The sequence below is a fragment of the Floridaenema flaviceps BLCC-F50 genome (genome assembly GCF_041929275.2).
Taxonomy (GTDB): Bacteria; Cyanobacteriota; Cyanobacteriia; order Cyanobacteriales; family Aerosakkonemataceae; genus Floridanema; species Floridanema flaviceps.
This window is the reverse complement of sequence record NZ_JBHFNR020000001.1, coordinates 3,065,604-3,079,655: the sequence shown is the minus strand read 5'-3', so window position 1 is coordinate 3,079,655 and position 14,052 is coordinate 3,065,604. Positions and strand designations below refer to the sequence as shown.

General features: G+C 42.2%; 15 protein-coding genes and 1 pseudogene. 6 read left to right on the top strand and 10 right to left on the bottom strand.

The annotated features are described in order from the left end of the window. Positions 1–54: 54 nt before the first annotated feature. Together ACE1CI_RS14850 and ACE1CI_RS14845 are read right to left on the bottom strand one after the other, a co-directional pair. Complete coding sequence (locus ACE1CI_RS14850; protein ID WP_496615484.1) at positions 55–1,260, bottom strand: DUF928 domain-containing protein; 1,206 nt, start codon at positions 1,258–1,260, stop codon at positions 55–57. Positions 1,261–1,278: 18 nt separating this feature from the next. After that, on the bottom strand, positions 1,279–2,976 hold the full coding sequence (locus ACE1CI_RS14845; RefSeq protein WP_413261605.1) for a CHAT domain-containing protein: 1,698 nt from the start codon (positions 2,974–2,976) through the stop codon (positions 1,279–1,281). Between the two features lie 38 nt (positions 2,977–3,014). Between ACE1CI_RS14845 and ACE1CI_RS14840 the strand changes: the two are divergent. Further along, a pseudogene (locus ACE1CI_RS14840) lies at positions 3,015–3,467 on the top strand (reverse transcriptase domain-containing protein); the annotation flags it as partial. Positions 3,468–3,603: 136 nt separating this feature from the next. Then, positions 3,604–4,182, top strand: coding sequence for an HNH endonuclease (locus ACE1CI_RS14835; protein WP_413261606.1), 579 nt, complete (start codon positions 3,604–3,606; stop codon positions 4,180–4,182). A gap of 35 nt (positions 4,183–4,217) precedes the next feature. On the opposite strand, the gene ACE1CI_RS14830 is transcribed toward ACE1CI_RS14835, so the two are convergent. Further along, positions 4,218–6,848 (bottom strand): PAS domain S-box protein, encoded by a 2,631-nt coding sequence (locus ACE1CI_RS14830; protein WP_413261607.1) that lies wholly within the window; start codon positions 6,846–6,848, stop codon positions 4,218–4,220. A 5-nt stretch (positions 6,849–6,853) separates the two neighbouring features. Between ACE1CI_RS14830 and ACE1CI_RS14825 the strand changes: the two genes are divergently transcribed. The 3 genes from ACE1CI_RS14825 (at position 6,854) to ACE1CI_RS14815 (ending at position 8,522) form a co-directional block, all read left to right on the top strand. Continuing rightward, positions 6,854–7,015, top strand: a complete 162-nt coding sequence (locus tag ACE1CI_RS14825; protein WP_413261608.1) for a hypothetical protein — start codon at positions 6,854–6,856, stop codon at positions 7,013–7,015. 56 nt (positions 7,016–7,071) lie between these two features. After that, positions 7,072–7,893 carry a hypothetical protein gene (locus tag ACE1CI_RS14820; protein WP_413261609.1) on the top strand — a complete coding sequence of 274 codons (822 nt, stop codon included), beginning with the start codon at positions 7,072–7,074 and terminating at the stop codon, positions 7,891–7,893. A 251-nt stretch (positions 7,894–8,144) separates the two neighbouring features. Then, positions 8,145–8,522, top strand: a complete 378-nt coding sequence (locus ACE1CI_RS14815; RefSeq protein ID WP_413261610.1) for a hypothetical protein — start codon at positions 8,145–8,147, stop codon at positions 8,520–8,522. Positions 8,523–8,540: 18 nt separating this feature from the next. Here ACE1CI_RS14815 and ACE1CI_RS14810 read toward each other — a convergent pair whose 3' ends face one another. The 4 genes from ACE1CI_RS14810 to ACE1CI_RS14795 form a co-directional block, all read right to left on the bottom strand. After that, positions 8,541–9,002 carry a GIY-YIG nuclease family protein gene (locus ACE1CI_RS14810; RefSeq protein ID WP_413261611.1) on the bottom strand — a complete coding sequence of 154 codons (462 nt, stop codon included), beginning with the start codon at positions 9,000–9,002 and terminating at the stop codon, positions 8,541–8,543. A 364-nt stretch (positions 9,003–9,366) separates the two neighbouring features. After that, positions 9,367–9,675, bottom strand: a complete 309-nt coding sequence (locus ACE1CI_RS14805; protein ID WP_413261612.1) for a hypothetical protein — start codon at positions 9,673–9,675, stop codon at positions 9,367–9,369. A 253-nt stretch (positions 9,676–9,928) separates the two neighbouring features. Further along, positions 9,929–10,414: an Arm DNA-binding domain-containing protein gene (locus ACE1CI_RS14800; protein WP_413261614.1), complete on the bottom strand. Its 486-nt coding sequence runs from the start codon at positions 10,412–10,414 to the stop codon at positions 9,929–9,931. A gap of 314 nt (positions 10,415–10,728) precedes the next feature. Then, positions 10,729–11,064, bottom strand: a complete 336-nt coding sequence (locus ACE1CI_RS14795; RefSeq protein WP_496615483.1) for a hypothetical protein — start codon at positions 11,062–11,064, stop codon at positions 10,729–10,731. 336 nt (positions 11,065–11,400) lie between these two features. On the opposite strand from ACE1CI_RS14795, the gene ACE1CI_RS14790 reads away from it, so the two are divergent. Next, positions 11,401–12,600 (top strand): RNA-guided endonuclease InsQ/TnpB family protein, encoded by a 1,200-nt coding sequence (locus tag ACE1CI_RS14790; protein WP_459563986.1) that lies wholly within the window; start codon positions 11,401–11,403, stop codon positions 12,598–12,600. On the opposite strand, the gene ACE1CI_RS14785 is transcribed toward ACE1CI_RS14790, so the two are convergent. The 3 genes from ACE1CI_RS14785 to ACE1CI_RS14775 form a co-directional block, all read right to left on the bottom strand. Then, positions 12,597–12,791, bottom strand: coding sequence for a hypothetical protein (locus ACE1CI_RS14785; RefSeq protein WP_413261617.1), 195 nt, complete (start codon positions 12,789–12,791; stop codon positions 12,597–12,599). The two genes, ACE1CI_RS14790 and ACE1CI_RS14785, sit on opposite strands and share 4 nt — an antisense overlap. Before the next feature lie 6 nt (positions 12,792–12,797). Beyond that, complete coding sequence (locus tag ACE1CI_RS14780; protein WP_413261618.1) at positions 12,798–13,322, bottom strand: thermonuclease family protein; 525 nt, start codon at positions 13,320–13,322, stop codon at positions 12,798–12,800. 78 nt (positions 13,323–13,400) lie between these two features. Continuing rightward, positions 13,401–14,006: a hypothetical protein gene (locus ACE1CI_RS14775; protein ID WP_496615482.1), complete on the bottom strand. Its 606-nt coding sequence runs from the start codon at positions 14,004–14,006 to the stop codon at positions 13,401–13,403. Positions 14,007–14,052: the final 46 nt, after the last annotated feature.

Here is a 14,052-nt window from a genome sequence, read left to right as displayed (position 1 = left end):
TGTAAAATCTACTATTTTCTGAAATTAGGAATCGCTAAACTACTATGATTATCCTTATTTACTTAGAGATTGAGAGGCGATCGCTTCCAATCCTACTTGCTTTAATAAATCGTGCCATTCTGTAGCATAATTTTTATTATTTGGGGCATCAATTTGAGCCTTAACTAATACTCTGAGGGTATCATACCAAACTCCAGCCTTAGCATATTCAGTTGCCAATTTAATGGGAAAAGCAGCTAATTCTTGCTCATTCAAGTTAAGTTTAATCCGCTTTACCCAACCGATTACAGCATAATTATCAGGGCGGAGAATTCCTCCTGGTTCGATCGGTGCAAAATACCACAAGTAATTTTTTCCTATCTCCAAAGCAGGCGCTTCTGAAGGTAAAGTAATGCTAATTACGCCACCATCAGGCGGAACCTGAACCCTAGTATGGTAGTGAGGATTACCTCCTTCGTCTTGGATACTGAAGAAAACTTCTTGCGCTCCAATAGGAGGCAAGTAAACATAGATTGTCGGACGTGCTGATACAGTGAGTCCGAATTTGTTCGGCGGAACTAATGCCGTAAGTCGTGGGACATCACCCCGACTGCCACCAGCCACGCTACTTCTGGGTGCAGAACTGCCACTGGGTAAGGAAAACTCCACATCACCCCGACTGCCACCAGCCACGCTGCTTCTGGGTGCAGAACGACCGCTGGGTAAGGAAAACTCCACATCACCCCGACTGCCACCAGCCACGCTGCTTCTGGGTGCAGAACTGCCACTGGGTAAGGAAAACTCCACATCACCCCGACTGCCACCAGCCACGCTGCTTCTGGGTGCAGAACTGCCACTGGGTAAGGAAAACTCCACATCACCCCGACTGCCACCAGCCACGCTGCTTCTGGGTGCAGAACTGCCACTGGGTAAGGAAAACTCCACATCACCCCGACTGCCACCAGCCACGCTGCTTCTGGGTGCAGAACTGCCACTGGGTAAGGAAAACTCCACATCACCCCGACTGCCACCAGCCACGCTGCTTCTGGGTGCAGAACTGCCACTGGGTAAGGAAAACTCCACATCACCCCGAATGCCAGCACCAATGCTAGTTTTGGGTGCAGAATCGTCTGGCGGGGTAAATTCCAGAGCAACTAGGGAATCATTGGTGACAATACCTAGTTTTTGGGTGGATAAACTAGCTCTGGCTGAATTAGCAGTTAAGATAACTAATCCAGTAACAGTTGTGAATAAAAGTGGGTAGTAAACTAATTGATTCATCGATCGACCTGTTTGATTTTATAACCAGTTACCAACTAATACAAACGCTGACCAAAAATAGGGATGTTTGTATAAAGGATTTGCCATCAATTTTAATTGAGCTTGTCGCAATGCTTCTGCTTTGTTTACTTTTCCAGTGGATAGTTGCTGGTAGAGTTCCTGCATCAAATTAGAAGTTGATTCGTCACTCACTGACCATAAACTAGCGATGGTACTTTTGGCACCAGAACGCAGGGCAAATCCAGCTAAACCCAAGGTAGCGCGATTATCACCTGCTGCTGTTTGACAAGCACTCATGACTAATAATTCGATCGGTTCGAGTAGTCCCAGTCTCCTTCTTTGAAATAGTAGATCGAATTCGGAAATGGAAATGCGATCGCTCCAAGTTAAAAGAAATGTTTCTTCTGGATTGGAACTAAACTGACCGTGAGTAGCTAAGTGAATAATCGGAAAAGCTTGGCTATTAATTGTATTTCTAAAGCTGTCGAGGGTAAATTTTTGATTCAGCAATACCTCAGCTTTAATTTCCGATGTAATCTCCTCTATTTCTGCGTAAACTCCCGGTAAAGGTTGAAAACCTTGGCGTGCTTCTGTTAATCCGGCAGCTAATAAGGTAAGTTTTTTTTGATTTAGTCCTTGAGGAAAGAGTTGTAAACCTGGACTTAAGCTTAGATTATAGTCTTCTATTAAATATTTTGTTCCATTATGAACTGCTGCCATTGGTAAGTTTCGCAAAAAACCATCGGGCACAAAAACAAGGGTTTTAATTTGATTATTTTCTAGGTTGCTTGTGGCAGGTGCAATTAGCCAATTGTAGATTTGTTGGGCGAGTTGCAAACGCTCGTCATTTGGATAACCTGGAGAGAGAGAAGAATAAAATTGTTTGAGAGTAGTTTCTACTTGTTGTTGGGTTAGTTGGGTGGTGTAGTGGCGTAAAGGTTGATTGGGAATTGCGAGAATTACTTCTAAGCGATCGGGTAAAATGATCGGATAAATTACGGCTGCTTTTACGTCAATTTGATCGAGACTTACTGGATGGCTATCTAAACAAGCATCCTGGAAAAAGTTATCTAATTCGGCAATTTGCAATGCTTCCATTACTTGACGTGCTTGTTTTAAGTTAGCTTGACTAACTTCTCCTTGGATTGGAGTTAATAACAAGCTAACTAAATCTCGATAAAGCGGTTCAATGCCTTCTTTAAATGAGAATTGTAATTCGGGATTAATTCCTACTAAATCGCTTCGCAATGATTGTAAATTATTAAAAGCTATTTCGTAAGCGGCGATCGCTTCTTTCACTTCCCCTTGTTGTTTCAAAATTGAGCCTAACTGTCCTGCTGACCGAGCAATAATATCATCAGCCTTGATTCCTTGGGCAATCTGAAGTGATTGTTTATTCAAGTTTTTAGCATCATTTAATTGATTTTTAATTTGATAAACTTTGCCTAATTTATATAGAGAATAAGCTTCGGCTCTGGGGTCTTGGATTTTTTGAGCTTCTTGAATAGCTGTGACTAACAATTGGGCTATTTTTTGCCCATTTCCATCTCCCAATCCTGGCTTATTTGCTTGCAAATGCTCTATTCTGAGCAAACTTTCTGCTAAATTAATTTTGGCATAAATGCTGGGGCGTGTTGCCGGAAGTTCTGACAAATTATTTTCAATTGTGGGAATCAAAGCTAATGCTGGTTCCCATTTTGCCAGATTGACTAACATACTCAATTGATTGAGTTGTGCCTCTATTTCTGTCTGTAGAAAACCAAGGTAAAAAGACGGCAGGAGTGGATGGAATTCGACAACTATCCCCAGCAGCACGTCTTGAACTGGCAAATCACCTGAAAATAACGGGGAAATCCAAACCCACTCGCAGGGTATGGATACCAAAACCAGGAAGTGAAGAAAAGCGTCCCTTGGGAATACCGATCATGTACGACCGCGCTTTACAAGCCGTAATCAAGGCTGCCCTTGAGCCGGAATGGGAAGCTCAGTTTGAGCCAAACAGTTACGGCTTTAGACCAGGAAGGTCATGTCACGATGCAATAGCGCAAATAAAACTGGCTACACAGCAGAAAGCAAAATATGTGCTGGATGCAGACATAGCCAAATGTTTTGACCGCATCAACCATGATAAATTACTCCAAAAGTTGAACCTTCTAGGTCAAGTCAGGCGACAAATAAAAGCATGGCTGAAATCTGGAGTGATAGACCAAAGAGTATTTGGTTTTAGAGTACTCATCACCCCATCTCAGAAGGCGAGTAAGGTTCACCAAGAACAAATCAGGCGAATCATCAAAAAACACGGTTCCTCACCTCAAATAACATTGAGGTGAGGAACTCAACCCTGTGATAAGGGGATGGACAGCCTACTACTCCAATTGTGATGCACAAACAGTTGGAGAGTTATCTAAACAAGATAACCTCACATACCTGAAACTTCGACGATGGGCAAAAAGCCGATGTGGAAATATCAACTCTGGACACCAGAAATACTGGACAACCATCGGCAATAAAAACTGGGTATTCGCAACCAGGGAAGGAAATGCGAACCCCTTCCGGTTACTGACACATACCGAACTTGGCAGCAGTAGCACTCAGTATGTGAAAGTTAAAGACGATAAAAGCCCTTTCGATGGCGACACAGTTTATTGGAGTACAAGATTGGGAGTACATCCTGAAATGCCTTCTCGAACGGCTAAGTTGTTAAAACAACAAAAGGGTAAATGCTCTCATTGTGGATTAAGCTTCCAATCATGGGATGTAGTAGAGGTAGACCACATAATCCCCAGAACGCTAGGTGGTAAGGATGAATGGAAAAACCTGCAAGTATTACATCGGCATTGTCATGATAAAAAGACTACCAGTGATGGTAGTGGAAAGTCCTGTAATGACAAAGGAAACACATTGAGTAGCCGTGTGCGGTAAAAGTCGCACGCACGGTTTCGGATGGGAGGGAGAGGTTAGTAATAACTTCTCTCGACCCTAACGGGTGGCTTCAGAGCAGCAGTTGGGGAACTGGATTCAGGTGAAAATGAGAGGTTGAAAGCATCAGAGTGATTTTTATCAATCGAATCTAGGGTGGGATCGCTCAGATTCCTTTGCTTTTGTGGACTACTGCCCAACAGCGGCAGTTTCACCGTAAAAGTTGCGCCTTTGCCCAACCCTGGACTTTCTGCGGTAATCGTACCACCATGCAGTTCTACAAGATGATGAACGATCGCCAATCCTAACCCTAGCCCACTATATCGGCGTGCCCAACCGCCCTCCGCCTGACGGAAGTATTCAAAAATATGGGGCAGAAAATCAGCAGAGATCCCAATACCAGCATCGAACACACGAATTTGAACCGATTCGCCCTCATGTCCCTGAGATACAGATAATTCAATGTCAACTTGTCCACCATTAGGTGTGAATTTGATCGCGTTGGACAATAGATTCCAAAATACTTGTTGCAGGCGATCGCCATCTCCCAAAGTATAAATTGGCTCTGTCAGATTCATTTCCAGGGTAATCGCTTTTGCCTGAGCCGCAAATGCCACTGTTTCAACGGCGCTTTTCAGGGTGAGTGCCAAATCAACGGGGTGAGTTTCTAAGCGCATCTTGCCTTGAATCACACGGCTGACATCGAGCAAATCGTCAACTAATCTAATTTGTTGCTGCACATTGCGCTCGATCGTTTCTAAAGCCTGAGTAACTTGATCGCAGGTGAGCCTTTGGGATTGCAGTAACTTAGTCCAGCCGAGAATGGGATTGAGCGGTGTTCGCAGTTCGTGAGAAAGGGCAGAAAAGAACTCATCTTTGAGGCGATTGTTTTGCTTGAGTTCTTCGGTTTGTTCTTGTAACGAAGACAGCAGTTGCGATCGCTCCAAAGCAATGGCAATTTGATCGCAAAGTGCCTGAAACAATTGAGTTTCTGTTGGCGAAAACGTCATCCGAGTTCTGCTGCCAAAACTTAATGTTCCGAACAGTTTGCCTTGAGCGATTAACGGTTGGCAAGAATATGCGGTTATACCGAGCGATCGCACCAGTTGAGTTTTCGGATCGGTTGAGTTGGGCACATCAAATTGCAACATTTGACAGCGTTGTTGCGCCACCGTACCACAAACAGCACAGCCCAATTCTAACCATTCAATCTGCCGAGCCGTATCCTCTGAAATCCCACCATAAAACTCCAAATGTAGCTGCTGCCGTTCTTCATCGAGCACATAGTTAAAGTAAACATCGAGCCCCATCAGGGTTTTTATTTTGGCAAACAGCGTTTCTACCAGCGTCAGGGGTTGATTTGCCGAGAGTAAATCGCGGGTAGTTTCGTACAACAGTTGGATGTGGTTGGTTCGTTCTTGCAAGGCTTGCATAGCACGAGTTTGTTCTATAATTGACCACAGACGCGCTACGGTTTCCTCAAGTAAAGCAACTTGATCCGATCGCCACTGTTGCACAGTTCTCGCATTGATGGCGAGAACTGCTACCCAGCGCCCTTCATAAATGCAGGGAACGCCAACAAAGGAGCGAATGTCTCTTTGGGCAAAATTTTGGGCGAAGGGGGCGGTGTAGGGATGGGTGGCTACGTCTGGAACAACGGCGGGTTGACCTGCGTGGTACTGGGCGATTAGTTCTGGCAGAATGGATCGAGACAAGGGATACAGGCCCACCACACTGGAAATATCTGGTTGTCGTCGCCAATCTTGTTTGACGATCGACACATCCTCCTGCAAATTCACTTCATGCCAGACACAGCGTTCCACATTGAGATATTCGCCGATACGACTTACAGCTTCCCAGAGCATTTGATCGGGATCGGAAAGTTGCCGCAATCGCAATTCCAAGTTTCTGAGGAATCGTTCGTTGAGTTCGGTTATTTTGCGATCGTGAATATCCGTTGAGATGCCATACCAGCGCTGCACTTCCCCTTGCTCATCCAGAACAGGCACACCGCGAATCAAAAACCATCGATATGCCCCATCGATCGCTCGCTTCACCCTAGCCTCAAACTCAAACTGCTGTTTGGTTGCCAGTGCCAGTGCCCATTGCTCAAGCGCCAAATCCCGATCGTCTGGGTGATAACACTGGACTCGCTGGGTGACATCTTGACTTTGCTCGGGTGTTAAGCCCGAATATTCACACCATTGCTGATTGACATAGTTTAAGTTGCCCATTGCATCGCGTATCCACACGAATTGCGGTATCGAGTCACTCAGTTGTTGCCACTGCTGCTCTTTTTCCCGCAGAGCAAGTTCTGCCTGTTGGCGTTGGCGAATATCGCGGACAAACGCCACCCAGCGACCATCCGGGAGAATTTTGGCGCTGACTTCCGTGGGAATGCGGCTACCGTCTTTGTGTAAATGCGTCCAGTATTCAACCTGGACATTGCCCTGTAGCATTAGCTCTCGTGCAGCTGCGAGTCGGGGCAAATCTTCGGGCCCAATCAAATCGGCGATCGTTTTGCCCAGCAATTCCTCACGGCGATAGCCCAGCAGTTGACAGGCAAATCTGTTGACTTCCGTGAAGTAGCCATTCAAGTCAGCAATAAAAATTGCATCGGGAGCCAAGTCGATCAGTGTTTCTAAGAGCATTGCCGCATCCCATTCCATATATTATGCTACACAGCTTTATCAATGGTTGCTTGGTGTTACCATTACCCAGACTTCTTTGGCTATATGTATTTGCGATTTTATTGTTGGCTTGGGCAAGAGATCTGTTTCATGCTAAGGTGAAAGCACTGTTTCCAGGTTGGATTGATGCGATCGCAATTGACTGAGGATGTTACCTTGGTCATCATAAGTCAAAAAGGTAATCAATAGACACTTAATTTGTATGACCACTGATTCCCCCCAAGAACTACTTTTCCAAGCTGTAGGCATCCTCCCTGGGAAAGTAACTTTTACAGAAGAAGATAAAGCTGCTACTGTTACAGTTGCTGGCCGCAACTACCCGCTTTTATATATTCCCACAAAAAAAGGCTTGAAAGCATTTGAAGCCCTGAAAAAACAAATAGAAACTACAGGGAATAACGAGTTACGTCTGATCGTCTATCCTAGAGTAATTCATTTTCCTCGAAAAGATAAACCGCATCAAATCACCTTCCAATTAGTAGGATTCGACAACGGTTCGAGCGAAGGGATTTGTAGATCCCTCAATGATTTTGAGTTTAAAATCTCTGGTTTGTGGCAGTTTATACCAGTTTGTCAAGTCCCGTGCATTTCGGTGTTCAAGAATTTTACTCCCGAACGATTAGAGTTGGTCAAAAAAGCCCCTGTTTACAAAAGAGTCAGATTTATGAAAGGCAGCCATTTACCGATATTTTGGAAAGATGCGCCGATGCGACCATTTCGGTTTAATCCAAAATTAGATAAAGAAGAGCAAGGTAAGCCATTGTTTGTCTCCATCAAAGCTAAATTTTTACCCCAAAGGAACGTATTTGGTTTTGATTCGTTATTAACCTTGCCGCAATCAGAAGTGCCGCAATTCTTTAAAGCTAGCAAGAAAATGAAAACCGAAGCACTACAACAAGTTAAAGAATTCAAAAAATCCACATCCACTGAAGAGAGTAATGATACAGAAATAACTAAACTACCACCCTCACCCAAGCCAAAACTCCAGCTATCCGAGCGCGGTACAACTACGAAAAATCCTTGAGTTTTCAGATCAGGTTTTGATGATTGTTGGCATGAATTAATAATTATTCTGCTCTTTGTCTTTAAAGTGTTCAGCTAATATGAGCGAACTCTGTTTCGCTCAAGTATAAAAACTATTATTTTTTAGGTTTTTTGAAGAAAATAGTTGTATTAATTAACTTTCCTGAATCAGGTGACTCCTAACCTTCAAGGTTAACCTCTCTCGGCTGATAACACTTTAAAATAGAGAAATTAACTGAGTATCAACAAAATATGAAGTCTTTATTGAAACTGTTGAGATTACCAATCGCAGTATCCATTTGTCTGTCGAGCATTCCTTGCCGACCAGTGATCGCCGACTCTACAGCAGATTTAATCTTGAATTTACGTTGCCAAGGTGGATACAACGTCCAAGTGTGGAAAAACCGGAGAACTGGAGGGCTAATGTATCGCTCTCAAAATTCGAGTGGGAACATGAAAATAGAGCGAGGCACAAAGCAGGCAACTGAAGGTGTTACGGTGTATAAGTTCCGTAATGGCTCTTACCAGTATTGGGTATGGGATGGAACAATAGATTCTCCCAATAGAGGTACGTTGGAGGTTTATAGAAGCGATCGCATTTTGATGCAACGGCAATGTCAAAAAATCTAAGGATGTACTTAATTTGGGTTAGTTTACCATTACTAAATGTGCTTCTGTTAATCGAGAAATATTACCTTCAGCCAAAACACTTTGCTCCTCTGAACTAAGCACTTTTGGTTGCATGAGATTCAAATCATCTAACACAGCATCAGCGATCGATGTATCGCTAAACAAATAGTATTCAGTTAGACTACCAATGGGATAATTAAACGGTTTATACCGATGCTTAAAATAGAGTTCCACATTTCCCCGATGTGACCATAATCCCAGTACGCTAACTTTAATATTCTGGTAATGGCAACGTAAATCTCTTTCAATTTCCGGGATGCGTTGGGTGAGCGATCGCTTAGTTACCCCAATCTTATGCAAAACTAACCCATCAGCTTCAATTCGCAGATAGTACAAATTATGCAATAAAATGCTAGCTAACTGAGCGCGATATAACCTTAAATCAACTAATCTTTCTGCTAGATTTAGTGATTTAATCACCTTGGCTAATTCTGCTTGACGTGAGAGTTCAGCTAATGCAAGCTAACAACAATGGTTCTTGCACTTGATTAAATTCTTGCAATGGTAAAGCGCCAACAGGAATTTTACCTAGAGAAGTAAACTCATAAGCGGGTGGTTGAAGGTAAACATTTTTCTGTAATACTTTAGCTTTAATTAATAGCTTTAGTTCCGGTAAATGCGGAATCCCCCAATCATATTTACCAAAAGATTGCCAGAGTTTTTGTAATAGTTGTAGCGCGGTTCCTGATAATTTAATATTAAAGTTGTCGTACAGAGGTAAAGTAGGTAATTCCTTTTTTGTGGCTACAGGATAACAAGTTTCCTCAGCATGAGCATTGTTTAACTAAACATCCTCAGCATTTTGGGTGCTGATTTCATCTGGTGGTTCCTGATGATTGACAGCAGGACTCAAACGATTCGCCACTGCGCGTAAAACCTCAGCCATTTGTTCAGGACTCATCAATCTAATTTGCAGCAACAGACCATCATCAGGAGGATTTTCTTCGATTTTGACATCCATTTGCGCCAAACGACCGATAATCATTTGGGCTAACCGAGCCGCTTCCTGATGGTGAAGTTGATCGACAACACTCATTGCTTCTTCGGCAGTGCGATAAGGTCTGATATCAACTTTGTCCCGTTCCTGGGCCACCGCAATCAATGACAAGTCAAATCAGGGAATATCAGATCAATGCTGATGACGAATACATTGCTCAACGGCAAGCGGTAATCGATTGGTTATTAAATGAGGGTTATCCGCCTTTACCAGTCGCACCGCAGCAAGACCCGAAGCTGCATCACAAGTTGGGTAAGGCAGACCCGGAGCGTCAGATTTGGGAACATTGTCCACTCAACGAAAACTTGCAGCCTTTACCGTTGTATACAGGCAAGAATCCCAGTTACAATCATTGTACAAGCTTCTTTTTAATCCCCCAATTCCAGCAAGCTGAAAGCATTACAATCCGTTCTCGCACGGTAATAGGTTCTAATCGTTGCATTAACCAATCTCTAAACTTTTCTGCTTCTTGTTCGCTTAAGAAAGCAATTCTATTTTTAAAGTAAATAGAAATGTGAGAGCGTAAGCCTTCATACTTGGTCAGAGTTCCAGGGGCTATCCGAGCTTTCTTCCAAGTGACGAACTTTTCGTATAGTTCGACTACTGTTAAAGCTTCCTGGCGAGTCGGTTTATATTTCGTCAGAGAGGGGTCAAAGTTATTAGAAGCAATATCCAACTCAATTTGTCTGGCTTTGATTTCTGCTGCCTTTCGGTTAGCTTCAGTGTCTGGTAGACCTACATACAAGTAAAAACGCTTGCCCTGCCACGACCAATACAGGCGCAACCGACCTTTGAAATCTTCAACCGTAACACTGCCTTTAGGGGTTCTCTTCATGCACACAGTTTTATCACAGAAATTGTCGGAAACTGTCACTCGTTGTCAGTGCTTATTGAGAATGCCTAAAGAGGAGAATTAAGGATAAAAATGATAAAACCCGCTACGAGAGCGGGTTCTAACAATCGGAGCGACACGATTTGAACGTGCGACCCCCACTACCCCAAAAAAGTTTAATAAATCTGTAACCTTTATTCAACAGGCATTACAAAATTAATGCGAAATAATATATTAGTTTTATCCTTATTTTAGAAAATTTGATAAAAATACCCTGCTGTTAATTCAGCAAGGTATTGTAAAGATTTTTAGGGACTCTAAGACTTTTTGCTAGGGTCATACATGGACAAACTCAATGGCCCAGACATTTGAAGGATTTTACGGAGGTCGAGAATTTCGTTGAGTAGCATCTGATTCTGCTTTTCTAGATATTCGATGCGATCGCTTTTTTCTTTCTGCTCTGCCTTTTGCATTTCAATGAATGCTGCTTGCTGAACCGATCTGCGCTTCAACCGCGCTACCACCACCTCCCGGAATCCAAAAACCAATGCTGACACCAATATTGGAACTATTACTAATTCCGCTTCTTTCACTGTGTTTGGTATAGGTATTATATCTGTGTTTGATTGCTGCTCTATTACCGCAATTACCATAGTTCCTCCCTATTTATAATGTTCTTATAATCTTCACAAAAATATACAGATAATCCCCAAGCGAATTAATAAATTCATCAGGTCTTTAAATTTACCAAATTTTATCTGTAGAGATACACCTAAAAGCGCCAAGATATTAACAGTCAGTTAAGTTTAAGTTACATTAATCTGATGATTCATATAAGTACTTACCGAAAAACATACATGAAAGCCCCTGGCTTTAGACTGTATGGATGAAACGTACCAGGCGGTTTTAACCGCCGTGACATCAAATAATAATTGACAATGCAAGATTTCATCGAATATACTGTTAGTAATTCTTTGATTGATAGAGATATGTTGACAGCTTTAAAAGTCAGATTGTACCCAAATACAGAGCAAGAAATAGCCTTAACTCAAAACTTTGGCTGTTGTCGCTTTGTTTGGAATTACTACCTGAATAAGACTGTTACTCAATATCAAAAAAAAGGTAAGGGATTAAGCTATTGCGATATGACTAAAGATTTGACACAGCTAAAGAAACAAGAAGAATTCTTGTGGCTGCAAGATGCGTCATCATCAGCATTGCAACAATCGCTTAAAAACCTAGAAGCAGCATTTAAAAACTTCTTTGAACATCGAGCTAAATTCCCGAAGTTCAAAAGTAAGCACAAAAAGCAATCTCTGAGATATCCATCGGCTTGTTCAATTAAAGGCAATGGTATCCAACTCCCTAAACTGGGAATCGTGAAAGCAGTAATCTCCAAAAACGTTTGTGGCAAAATAAAATCCGTGACTGTCTCAAAGGACAGTACGGATAAATATTTTGCCGCTATTTTGTTGGAGGTTGAAGATGTTCCAGCGAACAAAGAAGGTAAGATTTCGGGAATTGATTTAGGTCTTAACTCTCTCGTCACGGTGTTTGATGGGGAGACAACCTATAAGATTGACCCCATAAAACCTACCAGGAAATATGCCAAGCGATTAAGAAGGAGACAGAAATCTTTATCTCGGAAAAAGCTTGGCTCTAGTAACCGAAAAAAACAGGTTAAGAGAGTAGCCAAGGTTCATCAGAAAATTGCAAATACTAGACTTGATTTCCTCCACAAACTTTCCCATCAGTTAGTCAGTGATAACCAAACTATTGTAGTAGAAAACCTTTGTGTTAAGGGATTAGCACGAACTAATCTAGCTAAATCTGTATTAGATGCTGGTTGGGGAATGCTAGTTAATTTCTTAGACTACAAACTGAATAAAGTTGGCGGAATACTTGTAGAGGTTGACAGATTTTTCCCAAGCACAAAGCTTTGTAGTTGCTGCAAGTACAAAAATGATTCTCTCACGTTAGAAAACCGAGAATGGACTTGTCCAGTATGCAAAACTCACCATGACCGTGATGAGAATGCAGCTAAGAATATTAGGGAAGAAGGCATCAGAATCATGTCAACAAATACTGCGGGACACGCAGAATTTCAAGCTTGTGGAGAAGGTGTAAGACTCGTTGGTACTAGTACCAAAAAGCAGCGTTCTAAGAAACAAGAATCCCCGTGTCTTTAGACCTGGGGAGTGTCAAATAGTTCTCTAATCAGCGGTATTAGCAAATCTGCTTTCGATTTTCCAAGTTTTTTCGCCAACTCTTCTAAACCAAGCGCATCTGATTTAGTTACCCAAATCGAAATTCTGACATTCCGAACTTCAGTATCTTTTTCACCGATGCCACGTTGCGACTTTTTCCCCTTTTTTCCCATAAACTTCTACAACATCAATTTTTTGAATTGATAAGGCAAAATAAAATCACTCTCTGCCCAGAATCCTATGCGCTTTTTATAAGCATCAACACAATTTTTTAAGATTCCTACATACAAACTTAATTCGGTATTAGTGGCAAATTTATACTGTTGGAATGGCAAAGAATTGGCACACATACCAGCCAAACATAATTTGAGTTGCAGATTATTAGCGATTGTTATTTTGTGCAAATACCAATCACAAATCCATCGCTCGTACTGGTCTAGTTCAATAGTTTTAACTACTAAACTTTGTCCTTGAACTAAGTTAATTAGAAACTGTTTTGATTGTTCGCCCCATTGCCAATGTTTTAAAATTTGTGGGTCATTGCTAAACTGATTAGATTTTTTCGTTTCTGGGGCATCAATCCATCTAGCTCGGCTCGAAAAATCTTCACCTTGATAATTTAAAACTATTGTATCTCCATCAACAACATATTTAACTTTAGCGATAATTTTCTGATTTGGTAAAATCTTTGTTTCGGTCTTCATTGCAAGTTTATCTGGTAGGTTTATCTCAACACTTTTGTCAGTCTGGAACAATGGTCTTTTCCTCTTCTGTCATCACAACTACAATTTGTCACCCGGAATTATTGTTGTGGTGAAAATAAAGTTCTTATTTTCCTGATATCTGCGATCGCTTTTAACAACCCGCATGAATTCCCGATGACCAGCACGGGTGCGCCCCACCAGGCAACCAGCGCTGGCTAACCCGATATCACTACGGGGTAAATCATAACCGTAGTGTTGATTGATACCAAACAAACCTTCATCAATGCGATCGCCTGTGCGGATGAAATCTTTGTTGTAATCTCGATGCACTTTAACTGCTGCAACCTGAATCAGTGCCTCGTGCGGTTCAGAGTTTCCATGCCGCCCAACAACCCAGGCGCGATATTGACCGAAAGCAATTCTGGCAGCGCCTTTCGGGTTCATCGGTTTAACTGTATAGCGGCGACCCGGCTCAGTGGTTCCTTCCCAAATACCGAGTGCGATCGGTTCCGAGCCTTCAAATCCAATCACCATCCGTACATCATTAAAGTAATTCGGTGCGTCATCATTTAATGACCCATCGGGATTCATCCCTTCAATGTAAACAATGTTTAACAGTTTTTCGCCTCGAAAGATTTGATATTGATTCCGTTCCATGTAATCGATAATTTTGTCTGTAAGCATGGTATTGGTACTCCTGTACTACTCACCAATAAAGTACCCAAGTTCA

Excerpts from the sequence above, each read along its gene's own strand:
- ACE1CI_RS14850 (WP_496615484.1), bottom strand. The coding sequence starts at position 1,260 with ATGAATCAATTAGTTTACTACCCACTTTTATTCACAACTGTTACTGGA.
- ACE1CI_RS14845 (WP_413261605.1), bottom strand. The coding sequence starts at position 2,976 with ATGTTAGTCAATCTGGCAAAATGGGAACCAGCATTAGCTTTGATTCCC.
- ACE1CI_RS14830 (WP_413261607.1), bottom strand. The coding sequence starts at position 6,848 with ATGGAATGGGATGCGGCAATGCTCTTAGAAACACTGATCGACTTGGCT.
- ACE1CI_RS14825 (WP_413261608.1), top strand. The coding sequence starts at position 6,854 with ATGCTACACAGCTTTATCAATGGTTGCTTGGTGTTACCATTACCCAGA.
- ACE1CI_RS14820 (WP_413261609.1), top strand. The coding sequence starts at position 7,072 with ATGACCACTGATTCCCCCCAAGAACTACTTTTCCAAGCTGTAGGCATC.
- ACE1CI_RS14815 (WP_413261610.1), top strand. The coding sequence starts at position 8,145 with ATGAAGTCTTTATTGAAACTGTTGAGATTACCAATCGCAGTATCCATT.
- ACE1CI_RS14800 (WP_413261614.1), bottom strand. The coding sequence starts at position 10,414 with ATGAAGAGAACCCCTAAAGGCAGTGTTACGGTTGAAGATTTCAAAGGT.
- ACE1CI_RS14795 (WP_496615483.1), bottom strand. The coding sequence starts at position 11,064 with ATGGTAATTGCGGTAATAGAGCAGCAATCAAACACAGATATAATACCT.
- ACE1CI_RS14790 (WP_459563986.1), top strand. The coding sequence starts at position 11,401 with ATGTTGACAGCTTTAAAAGTCAGATTGTACCCAAATACAGAGCAAGAA.
- ACE1CI_RS14785 (WP_413261617.1), bottom strand. The coding sequence starts at position 12,791 with ATGGGAAAAAAGGGGAAAAAGTCGCAACGTGGCATCGGTGAAAAAGAT.
- ACE1CI_RS14780 (WP_413261618.1), bottom strand. The coding sequence starts at position 13,322 with ATGAAGACCGAAACAAAGATTTTACCAAATCAGAAAATTATCGCTAAA.
- ACE1CI_RS14775 (WP_496615482.1), bottom strand. The coding sequence starts at position 14,006 with ATGCTTACAGACAAAATTATCGATTACATGGAACGGAATCAATATCAA.